The organism is Carnobacterium sp. ISL-102, assembly GCF_018612935.1.
Taxonomy (GTDB): Bacteria; Bacillota; Bacilli; order Lactobacillales; family Carnobacteriaceae; genus Carnobacterium_B; species Carnobacterium_B alterfunditum.
In genome coordinates this window covers 298255-318035 of record NZ_JAGGRF010000003.1, presented here as the reverse complement: position 1 = coordinate 318035, position 19781 = coordinate 298255, and the positions used below count along the sequence as shown (strand labels likewise).

Here is a 19781-nt window from a genome sequence, read left to right as displayed (position 1 = left end):
AGAGTTTATAATTTGACAATAAGAGAAAGCTATGTTAGATTAAGCGTAGTTAAATAAAAAAATGGTTGGGGCATTTGCTTTCAAGGATATTTTCTTCAAGGGGTGAGAAGAGGATTTCTTAAGCGATGCTTTTTTTGTATTTTAAGGGGGTGTAAAGATGAGTTTGGAAGCAATTGAATATGTAAAAGAAGCAGAAGAAAGAGCCCGAAAAATTGAAACTGATGGAGAAAAAAAAATTCGAGAAATCAATCAGTCCATTCAAGAAAAAATCAAAGAAAATGATCAAAATATGCAACAAGAATTATACGATTATGAAGCTAGTCAACAAGCTATTTATCGTGATCGTTTAGCAAAAGAAAAGCAAGCAGTTGATCAAGAATTATCTATTGAAATAGAAGCGATGCTTAAATCGGTAGAAAATAAACAAAACAGTGTTGTTGATCATATTGTAAAGGAGGTAAGCACTCACTATGGCAATAGCTAAAATGAAACAAATGACACTTTTAGCTGAACAAGGAAATAAAGATTCTGTATTAAAAGCAGTACAAGAATTGCAAAAACTTGAATTGGTTGAATTATCTACTTTAGAAGAACCTGAACTTCTTGATTATTATTCAACGGATACAGCACCTAAAAAACGTGCTGTTTATGAAGAAAAGTTGAAGGAAATCCAAGGAGCATTACTTTTTTTGAACCAACATATCGCTAAACCAGGCATGATTGAAAAGTTGAAAAAAGGTCGTGAAGAGTATACTCTCGAAGAACTTGAAAAGCATGTCGCTGATTCTAATCTTGATCAAACAATCGTTGAGTTAGAAAAAACAGAAAAAAGACTGGTCGAACTAGATCAGATGAAAAAAAATCTCAATGAAAAAGAAGAATTTCTTCGAAAATGGCAGAATATGAATTTTAATCCTAATGATTTAAAATCATTTCATCTAATGTCAGGGACTGTTGGAAGCATAGCTTCTGGTAATGTTGAAGATTTTGAAGAAGCAGTCGAAGCAGTCGAAAACAGCTATTTAAAAAAGATATTTCATTATAAAGATGAAGCTTCCTATTTAATTTTAGTACCGTCAAATTTAGAATCTTTAATGGAAGAAGTTTTTGAACAATTTCAATTGTCAAGACTCGTTTATCCATATAAGATGGCGTCTCAAGATGAATTGAAGACGGCGCTTAAAGAAATGAAGAATATTCAAAAAGAGGAAAATGAATCAAAAGATACAATAAAAACATTTAAAGAAAAAGCAAGAGAGCTGCAACTAGGCGAGGAATACTATTATAATCTAGTTGAAAGAGAAATTGGAAAAACCCTTTTGTTAAATGGTAATGACTTGTTTATTTTAAACGGCTGGTTAGAAGAGGAACGAATTCCTGAATTGAATAGCCTTTTAGACGAACATGTTGGGAAAGAAAGTTACGTTGTTATTGCAGATGAAATTAAATTTAGGGACTACGCTAAAGTGCCCGTCGTTTTAAAGAATAATAAATTGGTTAAACCTTTTGAAAGTATTACAGAAATGTACAGTATGCCAAAATACGATGATGTAGATCCTACGCCATTTATGATGCCTTTTTATTTTGTCTTTTTTGGAATGATGAGTGCAGATTTAGGTTATGGAATCTTGCTTTGGGTTGTAACTTTAGCCGCATCTAAATTATTCAAGCTTGATAAGAGTATGAAAATCTTTATGCAACTCTTTCATTATTTATCTTATTCAGTAATTGTTTGGGGAGTCGTTTACGGAAGTTTCTTCGGGTACACCCTGCCATTCCAATTGTTGTCTATTACGAATGATGTAATCACTATCTTAATCTTATCTGTAGTATTTGGATTTATCCAATTGATTTATGGATTGATTTTAAATGGTGGTATAAAATGGCGTAAACAACAAAGAGCAGCCAGTTATATTGATGGGACAGCATGGGCTCTTATTCTATTAGGAGTTGGTCTTTTAGTGATCAACATGGCGTTATGGAATAATGAACTTATACAAACGATCTCTTATGTTGTAATCATTGCAAATGTCATTGGAATTATATTGATGACTATGTTGGCATCAGATAATAAAGCAGCAGGTTTTGGTTTAGGCCTTTACAATATTTATGGTGCAACTAATTACATTGGAGATATAGTAAGTTATACACGTTTGATGGCTCTAGGGGTTTCCGGTGGGAGTATTGCGGTAGCATTTAATTCTATTGTAGATATTTTCCCAACAGGATTAAAATTCACGATCGGTGCCTTATTATTTATTGTCTTACACGCATTAAACATTTTCTTAACGTATTTAAGTGCATATATTCATACAATAAGACTTCAATATGTTGAATTCTTCGGTAAATTTTACGAAGGAGGAGGAAGAGCGTTAAGTCCTTTTAAAACTTTTGAAAAACATATATATTTAAAAAATAGAACCAACAAATAAAAAAAATGAATGTTAATGGAGGAATTTTATAATGGAAAATTGGGTAACTTTTTTTAGTGAAAACGGTGGAATAGTATTTGCAGCTTTAGGTGTTGCTTTTGCTACATTATTTGCAGGAACAGGGTCAGCTAAAGGTGTCGGTATCGCTGGTGAAGCAGCAGCAGCTTTAACAACTGAACAACCAGAAAAATTTGGTCAATCTTTAATTTTGATGCTACTACCAGGTACACAAGGATTATATGGATTTGTTATTGCCTTCTTAATCTATTTAAACACTGGATTTGATACTAGTTTGGCTGAAGGTATGTACATGTTTATGGCTTCATTACCAATTGCTTTTACAGGACTAACTTCTGGTATAGCTCAAGGGCGCGTAGCAGCTGCAGGTATCCAAATTTTAGCAAAAAGACCAGAACATGCTACTAAAGGGATCGTATTTGCAGCGATGGTTGAAACGTATGCAATCTTAGGTTTCGTTATTTCATTCTTAATGATATTTAACGCTTAATAAAAACTATTCCATTTATATTAAAAAGAGAAAGAATGGAGGCGGGAAAATGTCAGATTTGAAATTATTAACAGATCGTTTAATTGAAAATAAAAAAGCTGAAGTGCAAGATAAAATAAAAAAAGCCGAAGCTGAAAAAGTGGAAATGCATACAGAAGCAGCTAATAAATTAGCTGCAGAAAAAACAAAACAATTAAGTTTAATCGATTCTCGTTTGGCAAGACAATTTGAACAAGATAAGTATACGCTTCAAATCAATAAGAGAGATCAAATGCTTTCTGCAAAACAAAAAGTGTTGAAAACTGTCTTTAATGAAGCTGAAGAACAAATGAATCAATGGACAGACTCAGAATTCCAACAATTTTTATTGAGGGTTTTACAACAGCATAAAGATAGTAAATCTATCGAATTGATATTAGGTCAAAATTCGTTAGATAAAGTATCAACTGACTGGATCAATAATACAGCTAAAAAAGTAGCTAATGTTCAATCTTCAACTGAATTCATCTCTAAAAAGAATGGCTTTATACTTAAAAAAGATGGAATACAATACAATTATTTATTTGATGAATTGATCAAAGACATTAAAGGCCAACTTGTTTCATCAGTTTCAAAAAAATTATTTGATTAAAAAAGGAGAGGAAATAATGGAATCAACAGACTTTGTTGGCGCAAATACACGTGTTCGTGTATATGAGAGCAGTCTCCTTAGAAATGATCAATATGAACGGATGCTACAAGCAAGTAATTTTGAAGAAGCGGTAAATTTGTTAAAAGATACTCCTTACCGAAATGATGTTGAAGAGTTAAAGGAGACTAAAAATTACGATACGCTTTTGATGAATGAGTTGCAGTCTGTCTATACTGATTTATTTAAAATTACTCCTAATCATGATTTAATTGAGTTGTTTTCATTGCGCTATTCTTATCATAATTTGAAAGTTTTATTGAAAGAAAAAGTCACCGGAGAAAATTTTGAATCATTGCTTATAAATATTGGTAAAGAACCTATTTCAGTATTAAGACAAGCTATTGAAACGAAAAGATCGAATGATTTGGATGAAGATTATTTAATCAGTATAAAAGAGGCAACGGATGATTATGAGGAGTATAGAAATAGTCAATCTATCGATATCATTCTTGATCGCCGTTACTTTACTCATTTAAGACATATTGCAGAAAAGATAAACGATGCTAAAATTTTAGATATAGTAACTTTTTATATTGATATGAATAATTTATCTACTTTAACAAGAGCTATCCGTCAGAAAAGAACGCGTAATTTTTTAACAACCATTCTATCTAGCTCAGGAACGATACCGAAAGATCAACTTGTCCAAATAGGATCAGATGATTTAGTTAATGCAGGAAAAAAACTTGCCGAATCTAAATATAAAACTATTATTCTAGCGTCAATCAATGGTCAAACAAATGAATTGTCGCCTGAAAAAATAGATTTAGAAACGGATAACGCTTTTATTGATCTAATAAAAGCTGCTAAACTTGAAGTTTTTGGACCATTACCAATTATCGCTTATCTCTATGCTAAAGAAAATGAAGTGAAAAATTTAAGACTGATTTTAGTTGGCAAAGAGAATAATCTTCCAATTTCAGCTATTAGAGAAAGGATGCGAATAAACTATGTCTCATAAAATCGGTGTGGTCGGAGATAAAGATTCTATCCTACCATTTAAAATATTAGGTTTTGATGTCTTTTTCGCATCTGAAGCTAAAGAAGCTAGAAAAACGGTCGATCGTTTAGCATCAGAAAATTATGGTGTTATCTATTTGACGGAACCATTAGGTAAATTGATTCCAGATACTATAAAACGATACGATGAAGTGATTTCACCCGCTATCATACTGATTCCAAATCATTTGGGGTCACTAGATATCGGTAAAAACCGTATTCAAGAAAATGTTGAAAAAGCGGTTGGACAAAATATTTTATAGGAGGTTACGAGTTTGAAAATAGGAAGAATCGTTAGTGTTTCTGGTCCTTTAGTTACTGCTGAAGGAATGGAAGAAGCAAATATTCAAGATATTTGTAAAGTCGGAAAACTAGGCTTAATCGGCGAAATTATTGAAATGCGCGGCAATGTAGCCTCTATTCAAGTTTATGAAGAAACATCCATGATTGGACCCGGAGAACCAGTTGAAACTACAGGAGATGCGTTATCTGTTGAATTAGCACCCGGAATGATCGCACAAATGTTTGATGGGATTCAACGTCCTTTAGATAAATTTATGGAAAAGACAGAAAGTAACTATTTAGTTAGAGGAGTAAATATCGAACCATTAGATCGTTCAAAAAAATGGGAGTTTACACCAACTGTTAAAATTGGACAAAAAGTTTCTACAGGCGATATCGTAGGTTCTGTTCCAGAGACTAAGGTTATTTCTCATAAAATCATGGTTCCACATGGTATCGAAGGAACGATAAAAACAATTGAACAAGGTCAATTTACTATCCATGATACTATTTATAGTATTGAAACGGATGAAGGCGTAAAAGAATTCAATATGATGCAAAAATGGCCTGTTCGACAAGGTCGTCCAACTGCTAAAAAATTAAATCCAGTTGAGCCAATGGTAACAGGACAACGTGTTATTGATACACTATTTCCAGTAGCTAAAGGAGGATCAGCAGCTGTACCAGGTCCTTTTGGTGCAGGTAAAACAGTTGTTCAACACCAAATCGCTAAATGGGCCGATGTTGACTTAGTTGTTTATGTAGGTTGCGGCGAACGTGGAAATGAAATGACTGACGTAATCAATGAATTTCCAGAACTAATTGATCCTAATACGGGTGAATCTATCATGGAAAGAACTATTTTGATTGCTAATACTTCTAATATGCCTGTTGCGGCTCGTGAAGCTTCGATTTATACAGGTATCACCATTGCCGAATATTTCCGAGATATGGGTTACAGTGTAGCTATTATGGCGGACTCGACTTCTCGTTGGGCAGAAGCTTTACGTGAAATGTCTGGTCGTTTAGAAGAAATGCCAGGGGATGAAGGTTATCCAGCATACCTAGGTAGTCGTATTGCAGAATATTATGAACGTGCAGGTAAAGTGATCACTTTAGGTTCAGAAGGTCGTGAAGGCAGTATAACAGCTATTGGAGCAGTATCCCCTCCTGGAGGAGATACATCTGAACCAGTAACACAAAATACATTACGAGTAGTAAAAGTATTCTGGAGTTTAGATAATTTGTTAGCTCAAAAACGTCATTTTCCATCTATTGATTGGCTAACGTCTTATTCACTATATTCTAATGAATTGAATGAATATATTGGAAATCTTTTAGGTAAAGATTGGTCAAGTATGGTTACAAGAACAAAATTACTTCTGCAAGACGAATCTGAATTAGAAGAAATTGTTCGACTAGTTGGGGTAGATTCTTTATCAGAAAAAGACCGTTTGAAATTAGAAACGGCTAAAATGATTCGTGAAGATTTTCTGCAACAGAATGCTTTTGATGATGTAGATACTTATACATCAAGAGAAAAACAATACGAAATGTTGGCCACTATCTTGAGTTTTGAAGATGAAGCACGAGCTGGTATGGAACTTGGTGCTTATTTCGCTGAAATCAAAAAGGGCACGGCAGCTGCTCGTGAGCAAATTGCTAAATCTAAATACTTCCCTGAAGATCAAATTGCTAAATTTGAAGTGTTAAGAAATGACATCAAAGAGGCTGTTCATGAAGTTGTTTCAGAAGGAGGTATGGAAACAAATGCTTAAAGAATATCGTACAATAAATGAAGTCGTAGGACCCTTGATGGCTGTTGAAGGCGTAGAAGGTGTTAAGTTCGATGAGTTAGTTGAAATACAAATGCAAAATGGTGAAAAAAGACGTGGACAAGTTCTTGAAATCAATGGCGATAAAGCGATGGTTCAAATTTTTGAGGGATCAAGTGGAATCAACTTGCAAGATACTAAAGTTCGTTTTCTTGGAAGACCTTTATCTTTAGATGTTTCTGAAGATATGGTTGGACGTGTTTTTGATGGAATGGGACGCGTGAATGATGGCGGTCCAGAATTGATTCCTGAAAAAACATTGGACATCAATGGTGAAGCAATCAATCCTATGGCACGTGACTATCCAGATGAATTTATCCAAACGGGTATTTCTTCTATTGATCACTTGAATACATTGGTTCGTGGACAAAAGTTACCAGTATTTTCAGGTTCTGGTCTGCCACACAAAGAATTAGCCGCACAAATTGCTCGACAAGCTACTGTTAAAAATTCTGATGAAAAGTTTGCTGTTGTATTTGCAGCTATTGGGATCACTTTTGAAGAAGCTGAGTTCTTTATGGAAGACTTCCGTAAAACAGGAGCTATCGACCGTTCTGTTATGTTCGTTAATTTAGCAGATGATCCAGCTATTGAAAGAATCGCAACACCTAAAATGGCATTGACTGCAGCTGAATATTTGGCCTATGAAAAAGACATGCACGTATTAGTTATCATGACTGATATGACAAATTATTGTGAAGCATTGCGTGAAATTTCAGCAGCCAGACGTGAAGTTCCAGGTCGTCGTGGTTACCCAGGATACCTATATACAAACTTGGCTACCTTATATGAACGCGCTGGTCGTTTAGTAGGAGGAAAAGGATCAGTCACACAAATTCCTATTTTAACAATGCCGGAAGATGATAAAACACATCCAATTCCTGATTTAACTGGGTATATCACGGAAGGTCAAATAATATTGTCACGTGATTTATACAATAGTGGTGTTCAACCTCCAATTGATGCATTGCAATCTCTTTCTCGTCTAAAAGACAAAGGAACTGGTGAAGGCAAAACAAGAAAAGATCATGCCGCTACGATGAATCAATTATTCGCTGCTTATGCCCAAGGAAAACAAGCTAAAGAATTGGCGGTTGTTCTAGGAGATTCAGCATTATCAGAAGAAGATAAAATGTTTGCAGAATTTGCGAATCGCTTTGAAAAAGAATACGTAAACCAAGGGAACTATACAAATCGTACAATTGATGAGACTCTGGATCTAGGATGGGAATTACTATCTATTCTGCCAAGAACTGAATTGAAACGAATTAAAGACGATATGTTAGACGAATACCTGCCGAAAGGGGAGTAAGTCTAAATGGTGAAATTAAATGTCAACCCTACAAGGATGGAACTAGCGACATTAAAAGCTAGACTAAGTACAGCAACCCGGGGACACAAATTATTAAAGGATAAGCAAGATGAACTGATGAGACAATTCATCTTACTCATTCGAAAAAATAATGATTTACGTACAGAAGTTGAAGAAAAGTTGACAAAAGCTATGCAGTCTTTTGTTATGGCAAAAGCGTTATTGAATGAAAAATTTATTGAAGAATTAATAGTTATCCCACCTAGAAGTGTCAGTCTTGATCTTTATGAAAAAAACATTATGAGTGTAAAAGTACCAGTAATGAATTTTAACTACGCGGATGATGAAGAATCAGACGAAATATTCTATGGCTACTTAAACTCTAACAGTGAGTTAGATACATCAATTGAGCAAATGTCGGATGTAATGGTGCAACTATTAGAATTATCTGAAATAGAAAAAACATGTCAATTAATGGCTAATGAAATAGAAAAGACTCGTCGTCGAGTTAATGCTCTTGAATATATGACGATTCCTCGTTATGAAGAAACCATTTATTTCATACAAATGAAATTAGATGAAAGTGAAAGAGCAGCAATCACTCGTTTAATGAAAGTTAAGGATATGGGTTAAGAAAGTGAAAAATAGACGTTGGATCAAGGATAGAATTCTTGGTTCAACGTTTTTTTGGTGGAAGATAAATTGGTATAGCTTGAAAAGAAGATAGAAAAGGATAAAAGTAAATATCTGAGAAATAAAAAACTGTAAGAAAATGAAATTTTATGCTAAACTGGAGAATAAGTTATCTTTAACAGATAAAAAAGAGAAGCAATTTAGATTGTTGAGGTGTCTATAATGGGTCAAAAATTTTCATTTGAGATCGTGGAAGAATTAGCTGTCCTTTCTGAGAACGCTAAAGGTTGGCGCAAAGAATTAAATTTAGTGCGTTGGAATGAAAATTCCCCTAAATTCGACATTCGTGACTGGAGTCCTGACCATGAGAAAATGGGAAAAGGTGTTACATTAACAAATGAAGAATTAGCTGTTTTTAAACAATTTTTAAATGCTTAAACAAAATGAAATTTGTTGAATCTGGTTAATGGGTAAGGAATATTTTGAATATTTTGATGATAGGAAGGATTTTGACATGACTGAACGGGGACTTTTAATTGTTCTTTCTGGACCATCTGGAGTAGGAAAAGGGACAGTAAGACAGGCAATATTTGAGAGTGACGACAATGATTTTGATTATTCAATTTCAATGACAACTCGAAAAAAAAGAGTAGGCGAAAGAGATGGAATAGATTACTTTTTCAGTACCAAAGAAGAATTTGAAGCTTTGATTGAAAGTGGAGGATTATTAGAATATGCTGAATATGTAGGAAACTACTATGGGACTCCTCTTGGATATGTTGAAAAAACGTTACAAAGCGGTAAAGACGTATTTTTAGAAATAGAAGTTCAAGGAGCTCTTCAAGTTCGTGAAAAAATGCCTGAAGGAATATTTATCTTTTTAACACCACCAGATTTAAAAGAACTAAAATCACGCATCATTGGTCGTGGAACAGACGAAATGGCTATAATCGAACAACGTATGGCAAAAGCAATTGAAGAAATTGATTTAATGCGTTATTATGACTATGCGGTTGAAAATGATAAAGTTGAAAATGCTGTAAGAAAAATAAAGCAAATTATTGAAAGTGAGCACTTAAAAGTTTCACGCGTTATACAACGTTATAAAAAAATGATTGAGGAGCTGTAAAATCATGATGTTAGAACCATCTATTGATAGTTTATTAGAAAAAATTGAGTCCAAATATTCATTGGTCACACTAGCAAGTAAAAGAGCACATGAACTTGATGGAGGTTCTATGCCAATGTTAGAAAAATACCAGTCACACAAAAATGTTGGACGTGCTTTAGAAGAAATTAATAATGGCGATTTAGTTATTGATCCATCAACTGTCGGACCAGAAGAATAAAATAGCCAATTAAAAGTGCTTCAAAGTAAGAAATCTCTTACTTTGAAGCACTTTTGTGTTGAAAAGTAATGAAGTAGAATGGTTTAATACTAAGAATTATAGGATAGTTAAGACAAATGCTCCTATTTCTAGTAAAATATTAAAGAAGAGAAACAGCACTAATTTCGAGGCTCTATCAGGAGGGATGCCAGTTGTTAAAAGGGAAAAAAGTAGTTGTGTATGTTACCGGAGGAATCGCAGTCTATAAAGCTGCTGATTTGGTAAGACGCTTAATAAAAGCAGGAGCTACAGTAAAAGTAGCAATGACAAAGTCTGCAACAGAATTTGTTACACCGCTGACATTTCAAATACTAAGTAAACACCATGTCTATATTGATACATTTGATGAACGCGAAGGAGATAAAGTCAGTCATATCTATTTAGCAGATTGGTCAGACTTAGCAATTGTGGCACCAGCCACAGCCAATAGTCTAGCTAAAATAGCCAATGGTATTGCCGATAATTTTGTTTCTACTGCGTTATTGGCTACGACAGCACCTATTTTTATTGTTCCTACTATGAATCAGCATATGCTTGAAAATGCAGCAACTATAAGGAATATTCAAGTGTTAGAAAATGATGGACATTTCATCATGGAACCTGATACTGGTTTTTTAGCTGAGGGATATGAAGGGAAGGGCCGCTTTCCTGATCCAAGTGAGATCATTGATACGATCCAAGGTTTTTTATTGAACTTAGAAAAGAATTTACCATTAAAAAATCAAAAAGTCGTAATAACAGCAGGTGGAACAAAAGAAAGAATCGATCCTGTTCGATATATTACAAATGATTCTTCAGGTAAAATGGGATACAGTTTAGCAGTTGCTGCACGCAATTTAGGAGCAGAAGTTTACTTGATTTCTACTTCTAAGGTACTAAAGACACCTTATGGGGTGACTTTAGTATCCGTTGAAACGGCTGAACAAATGCATCAAGCTGTAAATGCTGAGTTTGAAAAAGCCGCAATCGTTATTATGGCCGCTGCTGTATCAGATTATCGACCAAGTCATATTTCAAATAAAAAAATCAAGAAAAATGAACAAGAAATGGTTCTTCGATTAGTGAAAAATACCGATATATTAGCTACTCTAGGCAGTCAGAAAAAGGATCAATTTTTAATTGGTTTCGCTGCTGAAACGCATAATATTCAAGAATATGCTAAGGGTAAGCTGATAAAGAAAAAAGCTGATATGATCGTAGCTAATGATGTGTCTAAACCAAATGCAGGGTTTAATAAAGATACAAATGAAGTATCTATTTTTATGATGGATGAAGAACCAATTGAATTAACAGTAAACAGTAAACAAGCAATAGCCGAAGAAATTTTAGCAATTGCGCTTACTAAAATGAAAAAATAAAGGTGTGAGAATGAGTGGTTTCAATTGCTAAAGTAATTGTGGATGTTCCAACAATGCAAACGAACAAGCCTTATGATTATCGTGTTCCAGAAGAATTCGAGCAAGATATTGTTCAAGGAATGCGTGTGGCAGTTCCTTTTGGTAAGGGAACAAGACAAGTCCAAGGCTTTGTTGTAGAGATTACTCACTCAACAGATTATGAAGGCGAGTTAAAGACTATTACGGGCTTAATGGATCTAACGGCAGTTCTTGACGAAGAAATGCTGTTGTTAGGAAGAGCAATGGCTCAAAAGACTTACGCTTTTCAAATAACATGTTACCAAACAATGTTGCCGGCTATTTTAAAAGCAAAATACGAAAAAAAAATCCGATTGATCGATGAAATACCTGAAGACCTATTTTTTAAATTATTCAGAGGGAAAAATGAAATCAGTTGGGATGAAGCTGAAGAGAAAGCTATCTTGCCTGAGCTCATTGATTTGAAGAAAAAAGATGCAGTCGAAGTCGTTTATGAAGTGAAAAATCAAGCAAAGACCAAAAAGAAAAGAATGCTCAAAGCTAATTTATCCTTTGAACAATTAGAAAATGAAAAAATCGCTTTAGGAAAAAGAGGTCCTAAACAACGGTTACTTTTAGAAGTTTTGCAGTCGCTAAATGATCAAACAACTAGTGTGAGCGAACTCACTACAAATACGGAACTTACGGCATCAGATATTCGGGTAGGCGAAAAGAAAGAGTGGTTATCGATTAATGAAGTCGAAGTTTATCGTGATCCATTTAAAAATCATTCTTTTAAACAGACGGTGTCTTTCCAACTGAATGAGGGACAAGAAAAGGCGATAATTCCTATCTTGAAAGCCGTAACTGAGGAGCGACCTGAAGTATTCTTGTTAAAGGGAGTGACTGGCAGCGGTAAAACTGAAATTTATTTACAGACCATTGCTCAAACACTTCAAAATAATAAAAGTGCTTTAATGTTGGTGCCTGAAATAGCTTTGACTCCTCAAATGGTCAATCATTTTAAAGGTCGATTCGGAGAAGAAGTAGCCGTACTGCACAGTGGTTTATCTGTTGGTGAAAAATATGATGAGTGGCGAAAAATTGAACGTGGCGAAGCACGTGTGGTAGTAGGTGCCCGTTCATCTATTTTTGCACCGGTTAAAAATATCGGAGTTATCATTATTGATGAAGAACATGAAGCAACGTATAAGCAAGATGAAAATCCTAGATATCATGCTAGAGATGTAGCAATTTGGAGAGCGAATCACCATCATTGTCCAGTCATTTTAGGGAGTGCTACGCCGTCATTAGAATCAAGTGCTAGAGCTCAAAAAAAAGTCTATACACTTTTGGAATTGCCGACTCGAGTCAATAAAAAAGAATTACCTGCTGTTGAGATCGTGGACATGAGAGAAGAAGTCAAACAAGCAAACCGCAGTAGTTTTTCAATTGTTTTACAAGAAAAAATTCGTGATCGGATAGAAAAAAAAGAACAAATCGTTTTGTTATTGAATCGACGTGGCTATTCTTCGTTCGTTATGTGCCGGGATTGCGGATTTGTTCTGCCTTGTCCAAATTGTGATATCTCACTGACACTGCACATGGATACTAAGACAATGAAATGCCATTATTGTGGTCATGAGGAAAAAATACCGCATACTTGTCCAAGCTGCAAAGGAAATAAAATTCGGTATTATGGTACTGGAACACAAAAAATCGAAGAAGAGCTAAAAGATGTCATACCAGAAGCAAAAGTGATCCGAATGGATGTTGATACAACAAGAAAAAAAGGGGCACATGAAAAATTACTAAACGCTTTTGGAAATGGCGAAGCAGATATTTTATTAGGAACACAAATGATTGCAAAAGGGTTAGATTTTCCAAACATTACACTTGTTGGTGTTCTGAATGCCGATACAGGATTAGGTTTGCCCGATTTTAGAGCCAGTGAGCGGACATTTCAGCTGTTAACACAAGTAAGTGGACGTGCGGGGAGAGCTGAATTGACCGGTGAAGTTATTGTTCAGACCTTTAATCCTGAACATTATGCGATCCAGTTGGCCAAAGAGCACGATTACGACGCATTTTACAAAAAAGAGATGTCAATGAGGCGTCGCGGAAACTACCCACCTTATTTTTATACGATTCTGATCACGACTAGTCACGAAGAAGAGCTTGCAGCAGCGAAAAAAATGCAACAAATCGTTCAATTCATTAAACCACAATTACAGCCTGAAACAATCATGTTGGGTCCAACGCCAAAAGCGGTTGCCCGTATGAATAATCGCTATTATTATCAAACAATCATTAAATACAAGAGTGAACCACATTTAAAAGCAGTTTTACAAACGGTTTTAATGGAATCTCAAAAAGAAATGGCTAAAGGTTTGCAAATTGCGATCGACTCTGAGCCGATGAATTTCATTTAACTGGTAAAACGCTATTAGCTGAAGAAACGAAAAGAAAGAAGGCGAATCATGTCTGTATTATCAATTCTAAAATACCCTGATCCAATGCTTACTACTCCTACAAAAGAAGTAGATGGAATTACAGATGAAATTATTCAATTATTAGAGGATATGTATGAAACAATGGTTGCCAGTGATGGAATTGGGATTGCAGCCCCGCAAGTAAACAGCAATCTTAGACTAGCGATAGTAGAAATTGATGAAGAATCGGGATTGTTTGAAATGATCAATCCACGTATCATACACTCAACAGGAGAGACAATCGATGTAGAAGGCTGCTTGAGCTTTCCAGAAATATATGGAACAATAAAAAGAGCAGATACAATTGTTTTAAGATACTATGATCGTAATGGGGACGAATATGAAGTAGAAGCAGATGACTACCTCTCACGTGCTTTTCAGCATGAGTTGGAACACTTAGATGGCAAGTTGTTTACTGATAAAATTATTCAAAAAATCAAACCAGAAGATTTAGAAACTTATATGGAGGCGAATTTAGAATGATAAAAATCATATTTATGGGAACTCCTGCTTTTTCAGTTCCAATACTTGAAGCATTGATTGATTCCGAGTATCAAGTGGTAGCTGTTGTTACTCAACCAGATAGACCAGTGGGCAGAAAAAAAGTATTGCAGGCCTCACCAGTTAAAGCTGCTGCTCTTGAGTATGGTTTACCTATATTTCAACCAGAAAAGATCTCAGGTTCATCTGAAATGGATGCACTCATCGCACTAGAACCTGACTTGATCGTCACAGCTGCATTTGGTCAATTTTTACCGCAAAAATTATTATCTGTTCCTAAATACGGAGCTATCAATGTGCATGCTTCTTTGTTGCCCAAGTACCGTGGTGGAGCACCAGTCCACTATGCTCTGATGAAGGGAGAAAAAGAAACTGGGGTCTCTATTATGTACATGGAGAAAAAAATGGATGCAGGAGATATAATCGCACAGAAATCATTAGAAATTTCTAGAGATGATGATGTCGGAACGTTATTTGATCGTTTAAGTGCATTAGGTAAAGACTTATTGATGGAAACTTTACCGAAACTATTAGCAGAAGATATTACGCCAGTAAAACAAAACGAAGCAGAAGTTACTTTTTCACCTAACATTAAACGCGAAGAAGAAGAGGTAGATTGGACCAAAACAGCAGCTGAAGTTGATTATCAAGTTCGCGGCATGCGTCCTTGGCCAGTAGCCTATACTGTAGCAGAGGGGAAAAGGCTGAAGTTATGGGATGTGACGCCTATTGAAGAAAAAACAACTGCTTCTCCCGGAACTATTATACGGATTGAAAAAGAAGCACTCTATTTAGCTTGCGGGAATCAGACAGTTGTAAAAATAAATGAAGTTCAACCAGCTGGAAGAAGTAAAATGACTATCATGGCTTTTTTAACTGGAGTGGGAAGCCAACTAAAAGTTGGAGAAAAGGTAGGGTCAAATGGAAAATAATGAAAATCTGCAAAAAAGAAATGTTAAAAAGACGAGCCGTTATTTAGCCATGTCAATCTTAGAACGAACAGATAAGATGGGTTCGTATTCAAATTTACTGATCAATGAAGCAATCCAAAAAAATAATTTAAGTGCGGCAGATGCACGCTTGTTAACCGAATTGGTATATGGCGTATTGCAACGGAAGTTAACGTTGGATTTTTATTTAGCTCCTTTTTTAAATGAAGATAAAAAAATTGATGCATGGGTCCGGAATCTATTAAGATTGTCCATCTATCAAATGATTTATTTAGATAAAATACCGGTTCATGCAATTTTGTTTGAAGCTGTTGAAGTAGCTAAGAAAAAAGGCCATATTGGTATCAGTAAGTTTATTAATGGTGTATTGAGAAACGCTGATCGTAAAGGCTTCCCCAGCACTGAAATGATTGAAGATCCTATCGAACGGTTGAGTATCGAGTTAAGCATGCCAAGGTGGTTAGTCGAAAGGTTCACTGCAGATATTGGGTTGGAAGAAACTAAAAAAATGGGAGAGTCTTTACTTCGTCCGAGTCATGCAAGTGCACGAGTGAATGAAAAATTCTTAACGGTTGCAGAAGCACTGAAAGCCATGGAAGAAGAAGGCTTTGATGTTCGCAAAAGTACCATTTCTACAGTTGGTATAATCAGTGATGGCGGACATTTTGCCTCATCACCTTTATTTCAATCTGGGCAGTTAACGATTCAAGATGAATCTTCTCAACTAGTTGCGCCTATTTTACAATTAGAGCCGCATCACCAAATTTTAGATGCGTGTGCTGCTCCAGGTGGGAAAACAACTCATATTGCTTCTTACTTATCTGCTGAAGAGGGTGGAAAAGTGACTGCACTCGATCTGCATGAACATAAAGTAGCTTTGATTACTGAAAATGCTAAAAGAATGCATGTAGAAGATGTTGTAACAGCAATGAAATTGGATGCCAGAAATGTAGATCAAGTGTTTACGGATGAACAGTTTGATCGTATATTAGTAGATGCTCCTTGTTCTGGTTTAGGGTTAATGAGACGCAAACCAGATATCAAATATACTAAGAAGGAAAAAGATTTATTAAACTTACAAAGAGTACAACTTGGTATTTTGGAACAAGTAGCTCCAAAATTAAAAGTAGGTGGACTTTTAGTTTATAGTACGTGTACAATAACAAATGAGGAAAATAAAGAAACAGTCGAGAAATTCCTAGCTTCACATTTAGACTTTGAACAAGCTCCTATAATGGTTGAAGAACCGCTATCTGAATGTTTGAAAGATGGATCTCTTCAAATTTATCCACATGATTTTGGAACAGATGGCTTTTTTATTAGTTGCTTAAGAAAAATACAGAAATAACTTACTCAAGAGCAGGTACAAGTATAACGGGAAGTTTCCTTTTCCCGTTTGATTTTTTTTAAGTACTTATATTTCTGTATCATTTCACTAAGGCTTGAATAAGCAAGCCTTAGTGAAATGATACAGAGCATTAATAATGAAATTTAACTCGAAATAAATTATTGAAGGGTATGAGGTAGAACAATGGAAGTTGTATTTCGCAGTGATACAGGCAAGAAGAGAAAAAATAATCAAGATTTTGTAGGTTACTTTATAAATAAAAAAAATATTATTCTAGCTATTCTTTGTGATGGAATGGGCGGGCATCGAGGTGGGGATGTTGCTAGCGAAATGGCTGTTTCTCATTTAGGGCATTCATGGGAAGAATCAGATCTTCAGGATGCTGAGCAAATCACACAATGGATGTTGACACGTATTAGTCTTGAAAACAAACGTATCTTGGAGAAATCACGTCAATTTTCTGATTTAGAAGGAATGGGAACCACACTTGTAGCTGCAGCACTGGTCAACAACGAATTCGTTATTGCGAATATTGGTGATAGCAGAGGGTACCACTATACTGCGGGGCGCTTAAATCAAGTAACTGAAGACCACTCTCTAGTAAATGAACTAGTGAAAAGCGGCGAGATTTCTTTAGAAGCTGCTGAAAATCATCCTAGAAAAAACGTATTGACCCGCTCATTGGGTGTGACAGAAGAAATCGATATCGATGTAACTATTCTACCAGCATTACCTAACGATCAAATGTTGCTTTGTTCAGATGGCTTAACAAATATGGTCAAGGATCAAGATATAAAAAATATTTTAAGTGCTCAAAAATCAGCGCAAGAAAAAGTTGAAACGTTGATAGCGATGGCTAATGAATGTGGAGGATACGATAATATAACCATCATATTGGTACATACAAAAACAGAAGGGGGGGATAACAATCATGGAAAAGGGGAAGAAACTGAATGGCCGTTATAAAATAATTAGATCAGTCGGTTCTGGCGGCATGGCAAATGTTTACCTTGCAAGAGATCTTATCTTAGAAAGAGACGTTGCAGTTAAGGTGTTGCGTTTTGACTTTAGAGATGATCAAAATACGATTCGACGATTCAAACGGGAAGCTTTGGCCGCTACAGAATTGATTCATCCTAATATTGTGAGTGTGTATGATGTTGGAGAAGAAGAAAATAACCAATATATTGTCATGGAGTACATTAAAGGAATGGATCTAAAGCATTATATCCATAGCAATTTCCCTATACCCTACCAAAAAGTTCTTGATATTATGAGACAAATTCTTGCAGCTGTTGAAGAAGCTCATAAAAATCGCATTATTCATAGAGATTTAAAGCCTCAAAATGTTTTAATAGATGAGTCAGGAGTAGTCAAGATAACCGATTTTGGAATAGCAGTAGCGTTATCTCAAACGTCTATTACTCAAACAAATTCTTTATTGGGATCGGTCCATTACCTTTCTCCAGAACAAGCAAGAGGAGGAATGGCAACTAACCAATCAGATATCTATTCATTAGGTATTATTTTATATGAATTGTTAACTGGTAATGTTCCTTTTGAAGGAGAGTCTGCAGTATCGATTGCTTTAAAGCATTTTCAAGAGTCGCTGCCATCGGTAAAAGATTTTGATCATCGTATTCCGCAGTCTTTAGAAAACGTTGTACTTAAAGCAACTGCAAAAGAAACGATTGACAGGTATCGTTCAGTACAAGAAATGGCTTCTGATTTGGAGACCTCTTTATCGCCACAAAGAATCAAGGAATCAAAATTTATTCCAGCTAGCCTGATGGAGAAGACAAAAATATTGCAACCAATTATTCCTGTAGCACCTATTGCAATTGTCGATGCCGAAGAAAAAGCACCTGATCCTAAAAATAAAAAACAAAATAATGAAACAAATAAAGATACAAAGCCAAAGAAAAAAAAGCGGAAAATATTTTGGCTTACATTATTATTGCTTTTGCTTATTATTACAGGAAGCATGGTTGCGTTTGCCCTTACGGCTCCTAAAGATGTTTTAGTACCAGATGTTGCAGGAATGTCAAAAGAAGAAGCTGAAAACGCCCTTTTAGCGGTCGATTTGTACGTTAATACAACTATTATAGAGACAAGCGAAGACGTTAAGGAAGGCTTGGTTACGAGAACTGATCCAGAAGTGGATTCAAGTGTTAAAGAAGAAACGGATGTCAATTTGTACATCAGTTCTGGGAAAGAGACTGTTTCATTTAAAGATTATACAGGTGAACCTTATGAAGAAGTTCGAGCAGAACTTATAGAGCAAGGATTTATTACTAAACGGATAGATGAAAGTAGTAATACTTTCTCAGAGGGTTCGATCATTGAACAAAGTATAGACGAAGACGAAGAAGTTGTTCCTAGTGAAACAACAGTGACGTTAACAGTTAGTACCGGTGAAGCAAAATTTGAGATGAAAGATTTGACAGGATATTCTGAAAAAGGCGTGCAAGATTATGCGAATGAGAAAGGGCTGACAGTCACTATAAATAAAGATTATTCTGGCGAAGTTTCAGAAGGTCAAGTCATCTCACAGGATCCACCCACAGGAGAATTGTTGTCTAGTGGTGCTTCTATTTCAGTCGTGATCTCATTGGGAGAAAAACCGGAACAAACATTTTCAAAAACGGTAACTATCCCTTATGCTGAACCAAAAACGAATGAATCAGAAAAAGCAGAGTCTGAGTCTGGAAAAAAAGCAGAAAGCGGCTCACAAGAATCGACTCCTATACCAAATGACGTTGTCATTTATATTGAAGATAACGAACACACCTTAGAAGATGAATTTCAAAAATTTACAATCACAGAAGATTTCGAAACGGTGATTCCGTTTGTTCTTCAAGAAGGCGATACTGGAACTTATCGTATTGAACGTGATGGAGAAATTATAGAAGAAAATACTAAAGTTACAGCTGAATAAAAATTAAACGATCAAAGAACTGATTTCAAGTTCTTTGATCGTTTTTTTGTATGTAAGAAATATGGCTTATGTGATTAAAATCTTGCTTTCTTGAGATTCATTCAGTAGAGTAGAACT

Annotated in this window: 19 protein-coding genes; all 19 read left to right on the top strand. The window is 35.3% G+C overall.

What is annotated here, in order from left to right; all coding sequences use genetic code 11:
* Positions 1 to 157 precede the first annotated feature (157 nt).
* The 19 genes from J7E16_RS03115 (at position 158) to pknB (ending at position 19664) form a co-directional block, all read left to right on the top strand.
* Positions 158 to 484 carry a hypothetical protein gene (locus tag J7E16_RS03115; protein WP_214888533.1) on the top strand — a complete coding sequence of 109 codons (327 nt, stop codon included), beginning with the start codon at positions 158 to 160 and terminating at the stop codon, positions 482 to 484.
* Positions 471 to 2432 (top strand): V-type ATP synthase subunit I, encoded by a 1962-nt coding sequence (locus J7E16_RS03110; RefSeq protein WP_214888531.1) that lies wholly within the window; start codon positions 471 to 473, stop codon positions 2430 to 2432. The genes J7E16_RS03115 and J7E16_RS03110 overlap by 14 nt, the downstream gene beginning before the upstream one ends.
* A 31-nt stretch (positions 2433 to 2463) precedes the next feature.
* Entirely contained in the window at positions 2464 to 2940 is a 477-nt protein-coding gene (locus J7E16_RS03105) for a V-type ATP synthase subunit K (RefSeq protein ID WP_034548454.1), read from the top strand.
* Positions 2941 to 2989: 49 nt separating this feature from the next.
* Positions 2990 to 3571, top strand: a complete 582-nt coding sequence (locus J7E16_RS03100; RefSeq protein ID WP_214888529.1) for a V-type ATP synthase subunit E — start codon at positions 2990 to 2992, stop codon at positions 3569 to 3571.
* A 16-nt stretch (positions 3572 to 3587) separates the two neighbouring features.
* Positions 3588 to 4592: a V-type ATP synthase subunit C gene (locus J7E16_RS03095; RefSeq protein ID WP_214888528.1), complete on the top strand. Its 1005-nt coding sequence runs from the start codon at positions 3588 to 3590 to the stop codon at positions 4590 to 4592.
* Positions 4582 to 4893: a V-type ATP synthase subunit F gene (locus tag J7E16_RS03090; protein ID WP_214888527.1), complete on the top strand. Its 312-nt coding sequence runs from the start codon at positions 4582 to 4584 to the stop codon at positions 4891 to 4893. The genes J7E16_RS03095 and J7E16_RS03090 overlap by 11 nt, the downstream gene beginning before the upstream one ends.
* A 12-nt stretch (positions 4894 to 4905) precedes the next feature.
* Positions 4906 to 6690: a V-type ATP synthase subunit A gene (locus tag J7E16_RS03085; protein WP_214888526.1), complete on the top strand. Its 1785-nt coding sequence runs from the start codon at positions 4906 to 4908 to the stop codon at positions 6688 to 6690.
* Entirely contained in the window at positions 6683 to 8059 is a 1377-nt protein-coding gene (locus J7E16_RS03080; RefSeq protein ID WP_214888525.1) for a V-type ATP synthase subunit B, read from the top strand. The genes J7E16_RS03085 and J7E16_RS03080 overlap by 8 nt, the downstream gene beginning before the upstream one ends.
* A 6-nt stretch (positions 8060 to 8065) precedes the next feature.
* On the top strand, positions 8066 to 8692 hold the full coding sequence (locus tag J7E16_RS03075) for a V-type ATP synthase subunit D (protein ID WP_214888524.1): 627 nt from the start codon (positions 8066 to 8068) through the stop codon (positions 8690 to 8692).
* 222 nt (positions 8693 to 8914) lie between these two features.
* On the top strand, positions 8915 to 9130 hold the full coding sequence (locus tag J7E16_RS03070) for a YdbC family protein (protein WP_034548463.1): 216 nt from the start codon (positions 8915 to 8917) through the stop codon (positions 9128 to 9130).
* Positions 9131 to 9206: 76 nt separating this feature from the next.
* The gene (gene gmk / locus J7E16_RS03065) at positions 9207 to 9821 is read left to right on the top strand and encodes a guanylate kinase (protein WP_034548465.1); all 615 of its coding nucleotides are present in this window, start codon (positions 9207 to 9209) and stop codon (positions 9819 to 9821) included.
* A gap of 4 nt (positions 9822 to 9825) precedes the next feature.
* On the top strand, positions 9826 to 10041 hold the full coding sequence (gene rpoZ, locus J7E16_RS03060; protein WP_034548466.1) for a DNA-directed RNA polymerase subunit omega: 216 nt from the start codon (positions 9826 to 9828) through the stop codon (positions 10039 to 10041).
* A 191-nt stretch (positions 10042 to 10232) separates the two neighbouring features.
* Entirely contained in the window at positions 10233 to 11438 is a 1206-nt protein-coding gene (gene coaBC / locus J7E16_RS03055; RefSeq protein WP_214888522.1) for a bifunctional phosphopantothenoylcysteine decarboxylase/phosphopantothenate--cysteine ligase CoaBC, read from the top strand.
* Between the two features lie 14 nt (positions 11439 to 11452).
* The gene (gene priA, locus J7E16_RS03050; RefSeq protein ID WP_214888519.1) at positions 11453 to 13867 is read left to right on the top strand and encodes a primosomal protein N'; all 2415 of its coding nucleotides are present in this window, start codon (positions 11453 to 11455) and stop codon (positions 13865 to 13867) included.
* A 48-nt stretch (positions 13868 to 13915) separates the two neighbouring features.
* Positions 13916 to 14410 (top strand): peptide deformylase, encoded by a 495-nt coding sequence (gene def / locus J7E16_RS03045; protein ID WP_034548471.1) that lies wholly within the window; start codon positions 13916 to 13918, stop codon positions 14408 to 14410.
* Positions 14407 to 15360, top strand: coding sequence for a methionyl-tRNA formyltransferase (gene fmt / locus J7E16_RS03040; protein WP_214888517.1), 954 nt, complete (start codon positions 14407 to 14409; stop codon positions 15358 to 15360). The genes def and fmt overlap by 4 nt, the downstream gene beginning before the upstream one ends.
* Positions 15350 to 16726, top strand: a complete 1377-nt coding sequence (gene rsmB / locus J7E16_RS03035; protein WP_214888515.1) for a 16S rRNA (cytosine(967)-C(5))-methyltransferase RsmB — start codon at positions 15350 to 15352, stop codon at positions 16724 to 16726. Before fmt ends, rsmB begins: the two co-directional genes overlap by 11 nt.
* Positions 16727 to 16909: 183 nt before the next feature.
* Positions 16910 to 17692 carry a Stp1/IreP family PP2C-type Ser/Thr phosphatase gene (locus tag J7E16_RS03030; RefSeq protein WP_214888513.1) on the top strand — a complete coding sequence of 261 codons (783 nt, stop codon included), beginning with the start codon at positions 16910 to 16912 and terminating at the stop codon, positions 17690 to 17692.
* A complete protein-coding gene (gene pknB, locus J7E16_RS03025; protein WP_214888511.1) occupies positions 17658 to 19664 on the top strand; it encodes a Stk1 family PASTA domain-containing Ser/Thr kinase in 2007 nt (668 codons plus the stop codon). The genes J7E16_RS03030 and pknB overlap by 35 nt, the downstream gene beginning before the upstream one ends.
* Positions 19665 to 19781 lie beyond the last annotated feature (117 nt).